Annotated in this window: 12 protein-coding genes; 8 read left to right on the plus strand and 4 right to left on the minus strand. The window is 64.3% G+C overall.

Going from position 1 to position 14,287, the window contains the following annotated elements; genetic code table 11:
* From LB516_RS12510 to nanR, 4 genes are all read right to left on the minus strand, one after another.
* Positions 1 to 828 (minus strand): sugar phosphate isomerase/epimerase family protein, encoded by an 828-nt coding sequence (locus tag LB516_RS12510; RefSeq protein WP_224719648.1) that lies wholly within the window; start codon positions 826 to 828, stop codon positions 1 to 3.
* A gap of 18 nt (positions 829 to 846) precedes the next feature.
* Positions 847 to 1,692, minus strand: a complete 846-nt coding sequence (locus LB516_RS12515) for a phosphogluconate dehydrogenase C-terminal domain-containing protein (RefSeq protein ID WP_015318936.1) — start codon at positions 1,690 to 1,692, stop codon at positions 847 to 849.
* A gap of 46 nt (positions 1,693 to 1,738) precedes the next feature.
* Positions 1,739 to 3,034, minus strand: coding sequence for a ribulose-bisphosphate carboxylase large subunit family protein (locus LB516_RS12520; protein WP_140715146.1), 1,296 nt, complete (start codon positions 3,032 to 3,034; stop codon positions 1,739 to 1,741).
* 71 nt (positions 3,035 to 3,105) lie between these two features.
* Positions 3,106 to 3,822, minus strand: a complete 717-nt coding sequence (gene nanR, locus LB516_RS12525) for a transcriptional regulator NanR (protein ID WP_015318938.1) — start codon at positions 3,820 to 3,822, stop codon at positions 3,106 to 3,108.
* A gap of 353 nt (positions 3,823 to 4,175) precedes the next feature.
* Between nanR and LB516_RS12530 the strand changes: the two genes are divergently transcribed.
* From LB516_RS12530 to LB516_RS12565, 8 genes are all read left to right on the plus strand, one after another.
* A complete protein-coding gene (locus LB516_RS12530) occupies positions 4,176 to 5,198 on the plus strand; it encodes an ABC transporter substrate-binding protein (protein WP_015318939.1) in 1,023 nt (340 codons plus the stop codon).
* A gap of 73 nt (positions 5,199 to 5,271) precedes the next feature.
* Positions 5,272 to 7,749 carry an ATP-binding cassette domain-containing protein gene (locus LB516_RS12535; protein ID WP_224719649.1) on the plus strand — a complete coding sequence of 826 codons (2,478 nt, stop codon included), beginning with the start codon at positions 5,272 to 5,274 and terminating at the stop codon, positions 7,747 to 7,749.
* On the plus strand, positions 7,746 to 8,753 hold the full coding sequence (locus LB516_RS12540) for an ABC transporter permease (protein ID WP_140617393.1): 1,008 nt from the start codon (positions 7,746 to 7,748) through the stop codon (positions 8,751 to 8,753). Before LB516_RS12535 ends, LB516_RS12540 begins: the two co-directional genes overlap by 4 nt.
* 95 nt (positions 8,754 to 8,848) lie before the next feature.
* Positions 8,849 to 9,676 (plus strand): phosphogluconate dehydrogenase C-terminal domain-containing protein, encoded by an 828-nt coding sequence (locus LB516_RS12545; protein ID WP_015318942.1) that lies wholly within the window; start codon positions 8,849 to 8,851, stop codon positions 9,674 to 9,676.
* A gap of 264 nt (positions 9,677 to 9,940) precedes the next feature.
* Positions 9,941 to 10,882, plus strand: coding sequence for a D-ribose ABC transporter substrate-binding protein (locus tag LB516_RS12550; protein WP_015318943.1), 942 nt, complete (start codon positions 9,941 to 9,943; stop codon positions 10,880 to 10,882).
* Positions 10,883 to 11,020: 138 nt separating this feature from the next.
* Positions 11,021 to 11,683 (plus strand): DUF2291 family protein, encoded by a 663-nt coding sequence (locus LB516_RS12555; protein WP_015318944.1) that lies wholly within the window; start codon positions 11,021 to 11,023, stop codon positions 11,681 to 11,683.
* Positions 11,680 to 13,221, plus strand: coding sequence for a sugar ABC transporter ATP-binding protein (locus LB516_RS12560; protein ID WP_224719650.1), 1,542 nt, complete (start codon positions 11,680 to 11,682; stop codon positions 13,219 to 13,221). The genes LB516_RS12555 and LB516_RS12560 overlap by 4 nt, the downstream gene beginning before the upstream one ends.
* The gene (locus LB516_RS12565) at positions 13,221 to 14,285 is read left to right on the plus strand and encodes an ABC transporter permease (protein ID WP_224719651.1); all 1,065 of its coding nucleotides are present in this window, start codon (positions 13,221 to 13,223) and stop codon (positions 14,283 to 14,285) included. Before LB516_RS12560 ends, LB516_RS12565 begins: the two co-directional genes overlap by 1 nt.
* Positions 14,286 to 14,287 lie beyond the last annotated feature (2 nt).

Below are 14,287 nucleotides of genomic sequence, written 5' to 3' on the forward strand. Positions count from 1 at the left end.
TCAGAACTCGGCATTGTCCAGCGCGTTCACGAATTCCAGCGAGCGCCGCAAGGCGCCGCGAATGGTCGCGATGTCGACGGGTGTATTGCGCCGCTGGGGATCACGGCGTCGCGAGCGCTGCAGCCGCAACGGCAGTTCGATGCTGACTGGCAGCGTGGCGGGCAGCACGGCCCAGTAGGATGCATAGTCGACAGAGCCGTCGCCGATGGCGCAGAAGGCCCATCCCTCGCCGGTGCTGACGACATCCTTCAGATGAGCATGTCCAACCGTATCGATGGCATCGGCGATATCTTGCGCCGGCTGCATCGTCTCGCCGCTGTAAGTGAAGATGTTGCCGGCATCGTGGTTCAGGCGGACGTACGGCGATCCGATGTCGCGGACGAAGCTTTCCCCCGATCGCGCGCTGCCGAGCAGATCGCCACTGCCATGTCCGGGGTTTTCTAGCGCCAGAACCATGCCGGCCTCCTCCAGCCTCGGCAGGAGAGCGTCGATCGTCGCGCGGATCGCCGCGCTGTTTCTCGCCGGGCCGGCATTGGTGATCAGGAACGACGCGCCGAGACCGGCGGCAAAGCCGATGCGCCGGGACAAGGCGTCGGCGGCATCGGCCCCCGACAGGTCGAGATGAGCCGACACGGCGTTGATGCCCAGCCCGGCATGTTCCGCTGCCCGGCGCAGCTTCGCGGCGTGCGCAGCCGCAAACAGACCCTCGTCGAAATCGACATAGCCGCTGATAAAGGCCGGCTCGACATGGGCGGCACCCACAGCGGCAATCTCCTCGACGGCCAATTCCATGGAATAGCCGTCGAAGAGAGCGGTCGATACCGACATGATCCGCGAAGGCAGGGCTCAGGCTCCCTTGCCGTAGACGATCAATTCCGAGGCTTCCTTCACCTTGGCCGGCGACAGTGCCTCGCGCCAGTCGTCACGGACCACGACGCCCTTGGCGAAGCGCATCAGGCGCAGTGCGGCGTCGGACGGCACTTTCGGCGAGAAACCGAACCACATGGCGATCTCGACATTCAGATGACCGATCAGGAAGTCGAGCGCGGCTTGCCTTGGAATGCCATATTTGCGCTCGCACTCCTCGACGGCCTCGACCATCGTGTCGACGAAGGGCATGGCAACCATCTCGGACAGGCCAGGCTCCAGGATCGCCAATTGTTCGACCGTGACGCGATGGCTGTCGATGATCGGCGACCACATCGCCTTGCAGACCTCCTCGCCAAGCGCGTAGTCCTCTTCAGGTCCCTGCATCAGGGCGCAGACGATCGACTGCCTGGCGATGCCGCCATGATAGTCGCGACGCGCGGCCCACTCCGTCTCGTCACCGAACAAGGGCGGGTGGCAGGGATGACCGACGAAATAGGTGAGATCCGGTCGATCGCCGGGCAGGTCGCCGGCATAGGGTGCGGCCGCATCCAGAACGAGGATCATGGTGCCCTTGGCAAGCATCGGCGAGATTTGCCGCGTCACCTGGCCGATGATGTTGTCCGGCAGAGCCATCACCACGACCTTGGCGCCGGGAATGCCTTCCTCCATGGCGACGGCGGCGATATCGGCTTCTCCCAACCGCTTGCGGCCGGCCTCGCCGATCTCCACGGCGCGGACATCGTAACCTGCTTCGATCAGCTTGCGTGTCACGCGGAAGCCCATCTTCCCTCCGGCTCCAAGCACCGCCACGGATGTCGTCATTTGCTTCTCTCCCATTTCCTCTTGATGGCGCGCCGATGGCGCAGATTCAGCCGAACGCTTGCAGCGCGGCCTCGAGCTCCGGATGCGTGGCGGCGTAGTCGCGCGCGGGAATGCCTGCCGCCGCGGCTTCGAAAGCATCGTGCAGGCTTTGAACGCCGGCGGCCGGACCGCCGGGATGCGCCATGATCCCGCCGCCGCAGCAATAGATGAAATCGTTCGTGCCGAGCCTTCCATAGGTCTCGCCCGCCTGCACCGCGGTCTGTCCGGACGAAAACACCGGCATCACCGTATCGGGCCGGTCGGCCCGGCCGAACATCGGAGTGAGGCAGGCGTGGGCGGATGCCATCACCGAATCGTCGGGCTCGCAGAACTTGTTGGACAGCCCGTTGACGTGCATGTGGTCGATGCCGGCCAGGCGCCAGAATTTCTGGTAGGCGAGATAGCTCATGCCGACATCAGGAGAACGGCTGAAGAGACCCCAGCCCGCCCGATGGCCGTGCAGCGCGACGGCGGAATGCCGGCGCATCTTGACGACACCCGACAGGCCGACGGAATTGAGGACAAGCATGGCGCAGGTGCCGCCACGGCGCTCGATCAGGTCAAGCTGGCGGCGCATGGCGTCGATGTCGCCGGAAATGTTGGCCGCGTACATGACCTTGCGCCCAGTCCTGTCGGCGTGCCGGTCGATGACAGCCATGACCGCCTCGAACCGCTGTTCGAACGGCGAATGCGGGGGATCTCCCATCAGTTCGTCGTCCTTGATGAAGTCGAGGCCGGCTGAGATCAGCGTATCGGCCAGGGTCGCGGTCTCCCGCGGCGTAAGGCCGACGCTCGGTTTGACGATGGTGCCGATCAGCGGCCGTCCCGTGACGCCGGTCAGACGACGCGTGCCTTCGACAGCGAAAGCCGGCCCCGGATAGGCATCAGCGAAGACATCGGGAAAGCTGACGTCGAGCAGACGCATGGCCGAGAAATGATGCAGCTCGAACAGATTGCCGAGCACCGTCGACCAGACCGAAGCCAGCACGGTGCCCATGTTCTCGATGTTCCAGGAAAGACCCACTTTGGCCCGGCGCGGCCTGACGGCCGCCGCATCTCCGGGCGCGCGCGAAAACGGCAACGCCTCGCCATCGACCTCGCCAAGATCCTCGATGAATTCGACGCGCGCGCCAAATCTGAGCAGCAGTTCCGGCGTCTCCCCAGGGATCGGACGGAATGTCCCGCTCGATTGCTCACCCGCCATCGCGGCCGCGGCGACCTCCATGGGATAGCGGGTTTCGATCAGGTAGGTGGCGTTAAGACGACCGGTCAATGCAGGCTTCCCGGCTGGAATGAACTTCATAACGGGAGCGATAGCATCAAAATGATATCATGTCATCACATGAGTTTTCCCGGTCAAAAAATTTGCGACTGTCAGTCCCCGCCGTCGTTGCCCGCCAGTTTCGAATAGAGTTCGTTGGCGCGGCCTATATGGTCCGCCATGGCGGCGCTGGCGCCTTCGGCGTCGCCGCTGGCGATCGCCTTGTAGATGCGTTCGTGTTCCTCGACCGTCAGACGCTCGGCGCCTTTCACGGCCACGAGATCGCGCTTGAAGCGCGACAGCCATTCGAGCATGCCCTTGGCCACGGCCGCGATCATCGAATTGCCGCTCATTTCCGCTATGACGGCGTGGAATTCCATGTCGGCGGTTACGAACCGAGCCTGGTCGCCCTTCGCCTCGCGTAGGTGGCGCAAGGTCCCGGCAAGCCGTTCCAGGCTCTTGGCCGTGGCGCGTCGCGTGGCGATCCGAACCAGGCCCGTTTCCAGCAAGAGCCTGACTTCTTTGAGTTCTTCGAGGCCGCGCGAATTCGTCGCCAGCATCATGACCATTGCCGCGGAGACCTGATCGACGATCACCTCCGGCGTCGGGTTGATGACGCGCGCCCGTTCGCCGTGCGATATCCGGATGAGCCCCATCTGCTGCAGCGTCAGCATCGCTTCCCGGATCGACGGCCGCCCGACGCCGATCATCGTCATCAGTTCCTTTTCCGACGGCAATTGGGAACCGGGCGGAAATTCGGATGTCGAGATCGCCGCCATCAGCCGATCGAGCACCTCGACATACAACTTCTTCTTCTGGACCGGTTCCATCCGCATCTCTCCTGATCGTTTCCCGGGGGCAATCGATCCCGAGTCGCACCAACAGGCAAGGTCCCCGCTAATAATTGACATTACATATATGATGACCTAGCGTCCAGTGTGGCCAGTCTCAACGCGGCGCGTGACGGCAAACATAGTGTCGGCATGGCCCGACTGGCCAGGGATGAGACGGAGAACCCGGCGGGCGCGTTGCTCCCGTGGACGCGGTCAAATGAGGTTCCGAGTGGCTTGCCTATTTGGTATGCTGGTATAACATGTAGCTGGTATGGTGTCCTTCGGAAGAGACACCTTTACGGAGTGACAGACGAGCCGATCAGGTCGGCCGATTTTTGGGAGGAGAGATCATGAAGTTTTCAATTGTGGCGGCGCTTGCCGGCGCCGCGCTGGCCAGTGCTTCTGTTTTGCCGGCGATCGCATCGTCGGACAAACCGGTGATCGCGCTCGCCAACGCCTATTACGGCAACACCTGGCGCCACCAGATGGTGGAGGCGTTCGAGGCCTCGGCCAAGGAAGCCAAGGCGGGTGGCCAGATCGCCGATTACATCATCATGAACGGTGACGGCTCGGTGGCGCAGCAGAACAGCCAGATCGCCGAGCTGATCCTCAAGAAGGTCGATGTGCTCGCCGTCGACGCCGCCTCGGAGACCGCGGTCAACGGCATCATCGAAAAGGCCTGCAAGGCCGGCATCATCGTCGTTTCCTTCGATTCGGTTGCTTCGGCGCCCTGCAACTACCAGCTCAACTTCGACTTCAAGGGCTACAAGGCGGCCCAGGCCGAAGCCGTCTTCAAGATGATCGGCGGCAAGGGCAACGTCATCCAGGTGCGCGGCGTGAAGGGCTCTGCGCCCGACAACGACATGTTCAATGCGCAGCAGTCGGTGCTGGCGAAATATCCCGACATCAAGGTTGTCGCCACCGTTTACGGCCAGGCGACCGCCTCGGTCGCGCAGGCGGCGATCGCCAACGTCCTGCCCTCGCTGCCACATGTCGACGCCGTGCTCGGCCAGGGCGGCAGCGATGATGTCGGCATCGCCCAGGCCTTCGTCCAGTTTGGCGGCGATTATGCCGGCAAGATGCCGATCATCGAAGGCGGCGGCGGCACCGACTTCGTCAAATGGTGGGCCGAAGAGAATGCCAAGAATGGCTACCAGACCGTCTCGATGAACACCACGCCGGGCATTGGCGGCGCCGCGTTCTGGCTCGGCCTTTCGCTGCTCAAGGGCGGCAAGGCACCGAAGCTGATGATCATGCCGGTGGCGACGGTCGATGCCAGCAATCTCAAGGAGTATGCGAAGCTGCCGGGCGGCCAGATCATCAGCCCTACCTATTCGCTCGACTGGGTCAAGCAGAACCTGCTCAGCAAGTAGGGCTGCCATTGCCAGGGACCGGGCGCCGCCAAACGGCCGCGCCCGGTCCCTGCCCGTAAGAATCGGAGGACGAATGTCCCATCTTGCCGTAACCGATCCGGAGGGCGCTGCCGCTACGGTGCCCGACACCATGCCAAACGTCGTCTCGCTGTCGCGGATCACCAAGAGCTTCGGGCCGACGCTGGCGAATGCGCAAATCGACCTCGCCGTCTCGGCCGGCGAAATCATCGGCCTGGTCGGTGGCAATGGCGCCGGCAAATCGACGCTGATGCGCATCCTGTGCGGGGCGACGCCACCGACCCTCGGCTCGATTTCGTTCACCGGCCAGGATGTGGGCTTCGCCGACTACGACACGGCGGAGGCGCAAAGGCGCGGCATCCGCATGGTGCATCAGGAACTGTCGCTGTGCGCCAACCTTTCCGTGGCCGAGAACTTCTTCCTGGAGACGCCAGGCGACGCAGGCAACCGGCCGGGCTGGCGCGTGCTCTATCGAGCCCGCGCCCGGGCGGCGCTGGACGCCGTCTTTCCCGCCAACGGCATCGATGTGAACGCCGAAGTCGGCCATCTCTCCATCGCCGAGCGGCAGATGGTCGAGATCGCGCGCGCCGCCGCCACGCCGGGTGTCAAGCTGATCGTGCTCGACGAGCCGACCTCCTCGCTCGACCTCGACCGCTCGAGGCAGTTGCGGGCCTTCATCCGCGAACGAGCCAAATCCGGCCTTGCCTTCATCTTCATCAGCCACAAGCTGCAGGAAATCATCGACATCGCCACGCAGGTGATGGTGCTGCGCAACGGGCGCACCGCCTGGCGCGGCGATGTCGCCGGCACTTCGATTGGCCAACTTGTGCAGCTCATGGGCGGCGACGCCAATTCGATCCACCAGCACAGCGCGACTGCCGCCAGCAGCGGCGAGGCGCTGGTCAAACTGTCCGGCTTCCTGACTGCCGGGCTCGGCCGCGACATCGAGATCGGCCGCGGCGAGATCATCGGACTGGCAGGGCTCGAGGGCAGCGGACAGAAGGAGTTGCTGCACGCCATTTTCGAGCCGGATTCCGCCAGAGGGGCCGCGGTGACCCGGAGCGGCGATGCCGGTTTCATTGCCGGCGACCGCCAGAAGGAAGGCGTGTTCCCGCTGTGGAGCGTGCTTGGAAACATCAGCATTGGCAGCCTTGCCCGCCGTCCGGCACTGGGGCTGGTTTCGCAGCGTGCCAACCGCGAGGCGGCGGCCGAAGCGGCCGGCCGGCTGCGGCTCGACGACAAGCGCTTCGGCTCCAACATCCTCGAACTCAGCGGCGGCAACCAGCAGAAGGCGCTGGTTGCCCGGGCGCTCGTCGCCGACACGCCGATCCTGCTGCTCGACGATCCGACGCGCGGCGTCGATATCGCCACCAAGCAGGACTTCTACAGGCTCTGCAACGAGATCGCGCGCAGCGGGCGCACGCTGGTGTGGCACACCACCGAAGATGCCGAACTCTTGGCCTGCGACCGCGTGCTGGTGTTTTCCGGCGGCCGCATCGTCAAGGAATTGGCCGGCGAGGCGATCACGGAATCAGCCATCGTTGGAGCGTCCTTTGCCCAGCAGGCGGACAAAGCCATCGGCGCCGGTCGCAGCGGCTCTGCCGGCGCCGGGCTTGCCCGCCGGCTGGTGAACGCGGCTCCCTTCATCGGCCTCGCCGCCGTGCTGGCGGTGATGATCTCGGCCAACCCGGCGGTCGCTTCGATCTTCGGGCTCGACCTGCTCCTGATGCCGGCGCTGTCGCTGGTGCTAGTGACGGCGGCGCAGATGTTCATCGTCGGCGGCAGCGAGATCGATCTCGGCGTCGGCGCCTTTGCCGGCCTGGTCAGCGTGCTTTCCGCCACGCTGCTCTACGATCAGCCATGGCTCGGCGCGCTGGCGCTGGTGGCGGCGGTCGCCGCCTATGCCGGGCTTGGCGGCCTGATCCAGGCACGCAAGATCCCAGCCATCGTCGTCACGCTTGGCGCCTCTTTCATCTGGATGGGACTGGGCTACGCGCTGCAGCCGACGCCGGGCGGCGCCAGCCCCGAATGGCTGTCGGCGATGTTCAGCTGGTCACTGGGTTTCCTGCCCACCTCCATCATCTTAATCGCCGCGGTCGCGCTGGTGGTGCTGGTGATCGACCGGCTGCCGCTCGGCGTGGTGCTGCGCGGCTTCGGCAACAATCCGACCGCCATGATCCGCTCCGGCTGGTCGCCGACGCGCTATGCGCTGGTGCGCTACCTCGTCGCCGGACTGTTCGCGGCTGCCGCCGGCCTGTCGCTGACCGCGATCAACACGGCAAGCGATATCAATTCCGGCAATTCGTTCACGCTGCTCAGCGTCGCCGCCGTGGTGATGGGCGGCTGCTCGCTGCTGGGCGGCGTCATCTCGCCGGTCGGCGCCGTCGCCGGGGCGGTCACGCTGGCCTTGATCGGCGCCTTGCTCGGCACGCTGAACGTGAGCAGCGACTTCAACGCGGCAACGCAAGGGCTGATCCTCATCGCCCTGCTGACGCTGCGCAGCCTGACCGCCGACCGCAGGAGCGAACAATGAACGGCCTCGCCGCCTTCAGCCTGTGGGCGCAGAAGAACCGCTGGGTCTGGTCGGCGATCGGCGTGCTCGTGCTTTGGCTGGTGCTGTCCATCGTCACCAACCGGTTCAGCCTCTCCAGCCTGTCGGGCATCATTCTATCGGCGTCGTTCCTGACCGTTGTCGGCATAGGCCAGATGTTCGTCGTCACCACCGGGCGCGGCAATATCGACCTTTCGGTGGCGTCGGTGATCACGCTCAGCGCCTTCGTGGCGCTGCTCACCATCAAGGGCCAGGATGCCAACCTCGCCATCGGCGTGGGTGCGGCGATCCTGCTCGGCCTTGCGGTCGGCGGCTTGAACTCGCTGCTCGTCGTCGGGCTGAACATACCAGCCATCATCGCCACGCTGGCGACGGGTTATGTGCTGGCGACGGCAACGCTGCTGTCGAACCGCGCCATATCGGGTTTCGCCGTCAGCCCGCTCTTGAAGACGCTGGCGACGGGCCGCGTCTCCGGCGTGCCGATCATGGCCGTCATCGCCATTGTCGGCGTGGCCGCGACCGCGTTCGTGCTGCGCTACACGGTGTTCGGACAGTTGCTGTCGGCGGTCGGCCAGAATCGCACCGCCGCGCGACTGGCGGCGATCCGCAACAACCGGATCATCGCGTCGGCGTTCATCATCTCGGCGGTGCTGGCTTCGCTCAACGGGCTGCTGCTCGGCGCTTATATAGGCGGCGCCTTCCTCGAAATGGGCCAGCCCTATCTCCTGCAGTCGATCGCTGCGGTGGTTCTGGGCGGGACGCTGATCTTCGGCGGCTCGGCCAGCGCCGTCGGCACGCTGTTCGCCAGCATCCTTTTGATCCTCATCGTCACCACCATGCAGATCGTCGGCCTGCCGCCAGGTGCGCAGGACATCGTGCAAGGCATCGTCGTCATCTTCGTTCTGGCGCTGGCCGGCCGCCAGGTGCTGTCGAGGCGAGCCGCCGTCGACCGCGCAGGCGACGACGGCACGCTGAAATCCGAGTGATGATTTCTCTTGCCAAGCTGTGGTAGAGTGATCATACCAGTAGATAAGGTGACGATCGGCAATGCCGGCGTCCGCGACCAAGGAGCAAGGGCTAGATGACGACGATTGCGCTGTTCGGTGCCGGTGGCAAAATGGGCTACCGCCTTTCGACCAATTTCCGCGGTTCGCCCTATACAATCCGCCATGTCGAGGTCAGCGAGGCCGGGCGCGAGCGGCTGAAGACCGGACTGGGCTTCGACACGGTCAGCGCCGACGAGGCGCTGGAAGGCGCCGACGTGGTGATCCTGGCCGTGCCGGACACCCATATCGGCAAGGTCGCGGCCGGCATCGAGAGCAAGCTTGCGCCGGGCACGATGGTCATCGTGCTCGATGCCGCCGCACCGTTTGCCGGCCATCTGCCTAATCGTCCCGACCTGACCTACTTCGTCACCCATCCCTGTCATCCGCCGATCTTCAACGACGAGACCGACATGGCGGCCAAGAAGGATTATTTCGGCGGCGTCAAGGCCAAGCAGCACATGGTCAGCGCACTGATGCAGGGACCGGAGGCCGACTACGCCAAGGGGGAGGCTATCGCCAAGATCATCTGGGCGCCGGTAATGCGCTCGCACCGCGTTTCCGTCGAACAGATGGCGCTGCTCGAGCCGGGACTTTCGGAAACGGTGTGCGCCTCGCTGCTGGTCGTCATGAAGGAAGCGGTCGACGAGGTGGTGGCGCGCGGCGTCGACCAGCAGGCGGCACTCGACTTCCTGCTTGGCCACATGAACGTGCTCGGCGCCGTCATCTTCGGCGAAACCAAGGGGGTGTTCTCGGATGCCTGCAACAAGGCGATCGAGTTTGGCAAGCCGGTGCTGATGCGCGACGACTGGAAGCGCGTCTTCGAGCCCGAAGAGATCGCGGCCAGCATCCAGCGGATCACTTGAGCGTCTCTAGGTTGCCTTAGGTACAGATCACCTGAATTTGTGGTTGACTCATCATACCAGTTAGCTAAGCTAATGTTCGCTCGGATCACGCTTCGCCGGGAGTTCGATGCTGAGACGGGTGGAGGATGGGGGAATAGGAACTTGCCTTGGCGGAGCTGGTGGGCTTGAGCCCGGGCGTTCCGCAACCTTCACACGCTGACGAATTCAAACACAGACAAGTGGCTCGAACGATCGAGACACAGGCTTTTCAAACGGGAGGACTTCATGAAACTGACACGCAGAATGACGCTTGCCGCCTTCGCCGGCGTGCTGGCGCTCGGCACGGCGATGCCCGCCTACGCGGCGGACCTCATCGCCATCATCACCCCATCGCACGACAATCCGTTCTTCAAGGCGGAAGCCGTCGGCGCCGAGGCCAAGGCCAAGGAACTCGGCTACGAGGCGCTGGTGCTGGTGCATGACGACGACGCCAACAAGCAGTCCGAGCTGATCGATACCGCGATCGGCCGCGGCGCCAAGGCGATCATCCTCGACAATGCCGGCGCCGACGCGACCGTCGCCGCCGTGCAGAAGGCCAAGGACGCCGGCATTCCCTCCTTCCTGATCGATCGCGAGATCAACGCCACAGGCGTTGCCGTGGCGCAGATCGTCTCCAACAACTACCAGGGCGCCCAGCTCGGCGCGCAGGAGTTCGTCAAGCTGATGGGCGAAAAGGGTAATTTCGTCGAGCTGGTCGGCAAGGAATCCGACACCAATGCCGGCATCCGCTCCAAGGGCTACCATGACGTCATCGACGATTATCCGGACCTGAAAATGGTCGCGCAGCAATCGGCCAACTGGAGCCAGACCGAGGCCTATTCCAAGATGGAATCGATCCTGCAGGCCAACCCCGACATCAAGGGCGTCATCTCCGGCAACGACACGATGGCGATGGGCGCCTATGCGGCGCTCGCGGCGGCGAACCGCAAGGATGTCATCGTCGTCGGCTTCGACGGTTCGAACGACGTGCGCGATTCCATCACCTCGGGCGGCATCAAGGCGACGGTGCTGCAGCCGGCCTACGCCCAGGCGCAGATGGCGGTGGAACAGGCCAACGACTTCATCAAGAACAAGAAGTCACCCGAGAAGGAAAAGCAGCTGATGGACTGCGTGCTCATCAATGGCGACAATGCCGCCAAGCTGGAAACCTTCGCGCTGAAGAACTGAGCCGGCACGATATAATTGCGAGGGGCGGACACGCGTTCGCCCCTCAGTGCTTTATTTTGATGCAATTCCGGACGGGAAACCGTTTCACAGTTTTCCTGGAATTGCTCTAATTTCACGTTCCGGGTGCTTTTGACCGCCATGCCGAAGACATTGACCTGGCTAACCCCTTTTAGTTGGCTGACGCTTGTCGCGCTCGCGGGCCTTGGCCTCGGCGGTTGCAAAATCCTGCCGACGCCGGTGGCGCAGAGTGAAAACAGCGCGTCTGCCTTTAACCCGGACAAGATGGTCGAGGACATCTGGGCCCCGAAGGTCATCCCCTACCTCAGGCAGAAGGCTGGGCCGTTCGCCGAGGTCCATGCCTTGGCGAAAACCGATCCGGCGGCGGCCGGCGCCAAATACGGCAATCCAAGGAAGCAGGCGAATTCGCCATGGACCTTCGCGGTCCGCGTCGAGGGCAAGATCGTCGCCGCCAACACGCAGTCGCGCGCGGCAACGATGGATGTCGACGTGGACGGCGACGACAAGGCCGATGCGCGCGTCCAGATCGGGCCGGCGATACGCGGCACTGCACTTAGAGACAGCCTCGATTTCGTCCAGTTCAACGACTTCACCAATCAGATCGACTTCGCCCAGTTCGGCAAGGCCTTCAACGCCTATGCCGGTAAGACCGTGCTGTCCAAACTGCCTCGCGAGGCGCTTGAGGGCCGCACCGCCAAGGTGATCGGCGCTTATACGATCGAAGGCGGCCAGGACCTGCCGCTGGTGACCCCGGCGGAGGCCGAGATCGGGCCGAAGCCATGAGCCCCGCTCACGAGGTTATCCTCAAGCTGGAGGACGTCTCGAAGGTTTATGCCGGCACGGTCGCGGTCAAGCAGGCGAACTTCGAGGTGCACAAGGGGGCCGTCAACGTGCTGGTCGGCGAAAACGGCGCCGGCAAGTCGACGCTGATGAAGATCATCGCCGGCGTCGAGCAGCCGACCCTCGGCCGTATCCTGCTCGAAGGCGAAGAGGTTTCCTTCTCCTCGTCGGGAGACGCGGTCGCGCGCGGCATCGGCATGGTGTTCCAGGAGCTGAACCTGTTCGGCAATATGACCGTGGCCGAGAACATCTTCGCCACACGCGAGATCACCAACCGGCTGGGCAAGATCGACCGCAAGGCACAGGAAAAACGGGCGCGCGAATTCCTCGACCGGCTAGAAGCCGGGATCCGGCCCGAGATGCTGGTCGAGGACTTGCGCATCGGCCAGCAGCAGCTGGTCGAGATCGCCAAGGCGGTTTCGCTCGACGCCAAGATCCTGATCATGGATGAGCCGACCTCGGCGCTGAGTGCTACGGAAGTCGAAATACTTTTCAAGGTGATCGCCGACCTCAAGGCGCGCGGCGTCGCCATCGTCTACATCTCGCACCGGCTGGAAGAACTGATCCGCATCGGCGACACCGTCACCGTGCTGCGCGACGGCCGCATCACCGGCCAGGAGGAAATGAAGAACGTCGACACGCAGTGGATCGTGCGGCAGATGATCGGCTCGGATGCCAAGGATTTCGCCAAGGCCGACGGCCACCAGCCAGGCGAGGAAATCTTCCGCGCCGAGGAGATCTGCCTGCCGCGCGTTACCGGCGGACTGGCGGTCGACCATGTCTCGCTGTCGCTGCGCGCCGGCGAAATCCTCGGCATATACGGGCTGATGGGCGCCGGGCGGAGCGAGCTGTTCGACTGCATCATGGGTCGCCACGGCCATGCCAGCGGCAAGATCTTCATCGCCGGAAGGCAAGTGAAGGAGCGCGACACGACGCGCCGTATCCAGCGCGGGCTTGCACTGATCCCCGAGGACCGCCAGCGCGAAGGGCTGGTGTCGATCCTCTCGGTGGCCAGCAACCTGACGCTGGCGAGCCTGTCGCGTTTCGTGCGCTTGTTCCACATCCGCGGCGGCGCCGAGCGGCGGGCCGTGATGCAGATGGTGCGGGAACTCGCAATTAAGGTAGCCGACCCGGCGCAGGAAGTCTCGTCCCTGTCGGGCGGCAACCAGCAGAAGGTGGTGATCGGCAAGGCGCTGCTCACCGGACCGAAAGTGCTTCTGATGGACGAGCCCAGTCGTGGCATCGATGTCGGCGCCAAGGCCGATGTCTTCCGCACCATGCGCAAGCTTTCGCGCGACGGGCTGGGCATCCTGTTCGCCACCTCCGACCTCGACGAGGTGATGGCGTTGTCCGACCGCATCGCGGTGATGAGCAATGGCAGATTGACCGGCATGTTCGACCGCGCCGAAGCGACGGAGGCGGCGATCGTCGCCGCGTCGGCGCTGGGCCACGGACCGGCCGCACATGGGGAGCAAAGCTGATGACTGACATTCCGGCCAAGGCGGCCGCTCCTTCCGCTACCAGCGGCTCGGCGCTGCTGACGCTGATGAAGCTCAGGACCTTCATCGCGCTGATCGCGGTCCTGGTGTTCTTCTCGATCGCCGCGCCGAACTTCCTGTCGGCGGCGAACCTGATCCTGATGGCCAAGCACGTGGCGCTCAACGCCTTCCTGGCCATGGGCATGACCTTCGTCATCATCACCGGCGGCATTGATCTTTCGGTCGGCTCGATCGTCGGCCTGTGCGGCATGGTGGCCGGCTATCTCGTGCTCAACGGCATCGACCTGCAGATCGGCTACACCATCTATTTCAACGTCGTCGAGATCGCCCTGATCACGCTTCTGGTCGGCATAGCGATCGGCGCCGTCAACGGGCTGCTGATCACCAGGCTCAACGTCGCGCCCTTTATCGCCACGCTCGGTGTGCTCTATGTCGCGCGCGGTTTCGCGCTGCTGTCCTCCGACGGCCGCACCTTCCCCAACCTGGTCGGCAAGCCGGAACTCGGTACCACCGGCTTCGGCTTCCTCGGCGCCGGCCGGCTGCTCGGCCTGCCGGTGTCGATCTGGATTCTGATCGTGGTGGCGCTGGGGGCTGCCTATCTCGCGCGCTACACCCCGCTCGGCCGGCACATCTTCGCCGTCGGCGGCAATGAGCGGGCGGCGCGGATCTCGGGCGTGCGCGTCAACATGGTCAAGATGTTCGTCTACATGTTTTCCGGCTTCTGCGCGGCGATCGTCGGCCTGATCATCTCCTCGGAGCTGATGGCCTCGCATCCGGCGACGGGCGAGAGCTTCGAATTGAACGCCATCGCCGCGGCGGTGCTCGGCGGCACCTCGATGTCGGGCGGGCGCGGCACGATCGGCGGCACCATCGTCGGCGCCTTCGTCATCGGCATCCTGTCGGACGGGCTGGTGATGATGGGCGTAAGTTCGTTCTGGCAGATGGTGATCAAGGGGCTGGTCATCATCGTCGCCGTCGTCGTCGACCAGGCGCAGCGCCGGCTGCAGCAGCGCGTCACCCTGATGCAGATGGCCAAGGCGGGTTGAGC

Source organism: Mesorhizobium sp. CO1-1-7 (assembly GCF_020164885.1).
GTDB lineage: Bacteria > Pseudomonadota > Alphaproteobacteria > Rhizobiales > Rhizobiaceae > Mesorhizobium > Mesorhizobium australicum.

Excerpts from the sequence above, each read along its gene's own strand:
- LB516_RS12530 (WP_015318939.1), top strand. The coding sequence starts at position 4,176 with ATGAAGTTTTCAATTGTGGCGGCGCTTGCCGGCGCCGCGCTGGCCAGT.
- LB516_RS12555 (WP_015318944.1), top strand. The coding sequence starts at position 11,021 with ATGCCGAAGACATTGACCTGGCTAACCCCTTTTAGTTGGCTGACGCTT.
- LB516_RS12560 (WP_224719650.1), top strand. The coding sequence starts at position 11,680 with ATGAGCCCCGCTCACGAGGTTATCCTCAAGCTGGAGGACGTCTCGAAG.
- nanR (WP_015318938.1), bottom strand. The coding sequence starts at position 3,822 with ATGGAACCGGTCCAGAAGAAGAAGTTGTATGTCGAGGTGCTCGATCGG.
- LB516_RS12510 (WP_224719648.1), bottom strand. The coding sequence starts at position 828 with ATGTCGGTATCGACCGCTCTCTTCGACGGCTATTCCATGGAATTGGCC.
- LB516_RS12565 (WP_224719651.1), top strand. The coding sequence starts at position 13,221 with ATGACTGACATTCCGGCCAAGGCGGCCGCTCCTTCCGCTACCAGCGGC.
- LB516_RS12535 (WP_224719649.1), top strand. The coding sequence starts at position 5,272 with ATGTCCCATCTTGCCGTAACCGATCCGGAGGGCGCTGCCGCTACGGTG.
- LB516_RS12550 (WP_015318943.1), top strand. The coding sequence starts at position 9,941 with ATGAAACTGACACGCAGAATGACGCTTGCCGCCTTCGCCGGCGTGCTG.
- LB516_RS12520 (WP_140715146.1), bottom strand. The coding sequence starts at position 3,034 with ATGAAGTTCATTCCAGCCGGGAAGCCTGCATTGACCGGTCGTCTTAAC.
- LB516_RS12545 (WP_015318942.1), top strand. The coding sequence starts at position 8,849 with ATGACGACGATTGCGCTGTTCGGTGCCGGTGGCAAAATGGGCTACCGC.
- LB516_RS12515 (WP_015318936.1), bottom strand. The coding sequence starts at position 1,692 with ATGACGACATCCGTGGCGGTGCTTGGAGCCGGAGGGAAGATGGGCTTC.
- LB516_RS12540 (WP_140617393.1), top strand. The coding sequence starts at position 7,746 with ATGAACGGCCTCGCCGCCTTCAGCCTGTGGGCGCAGAAGAACCGCTGG.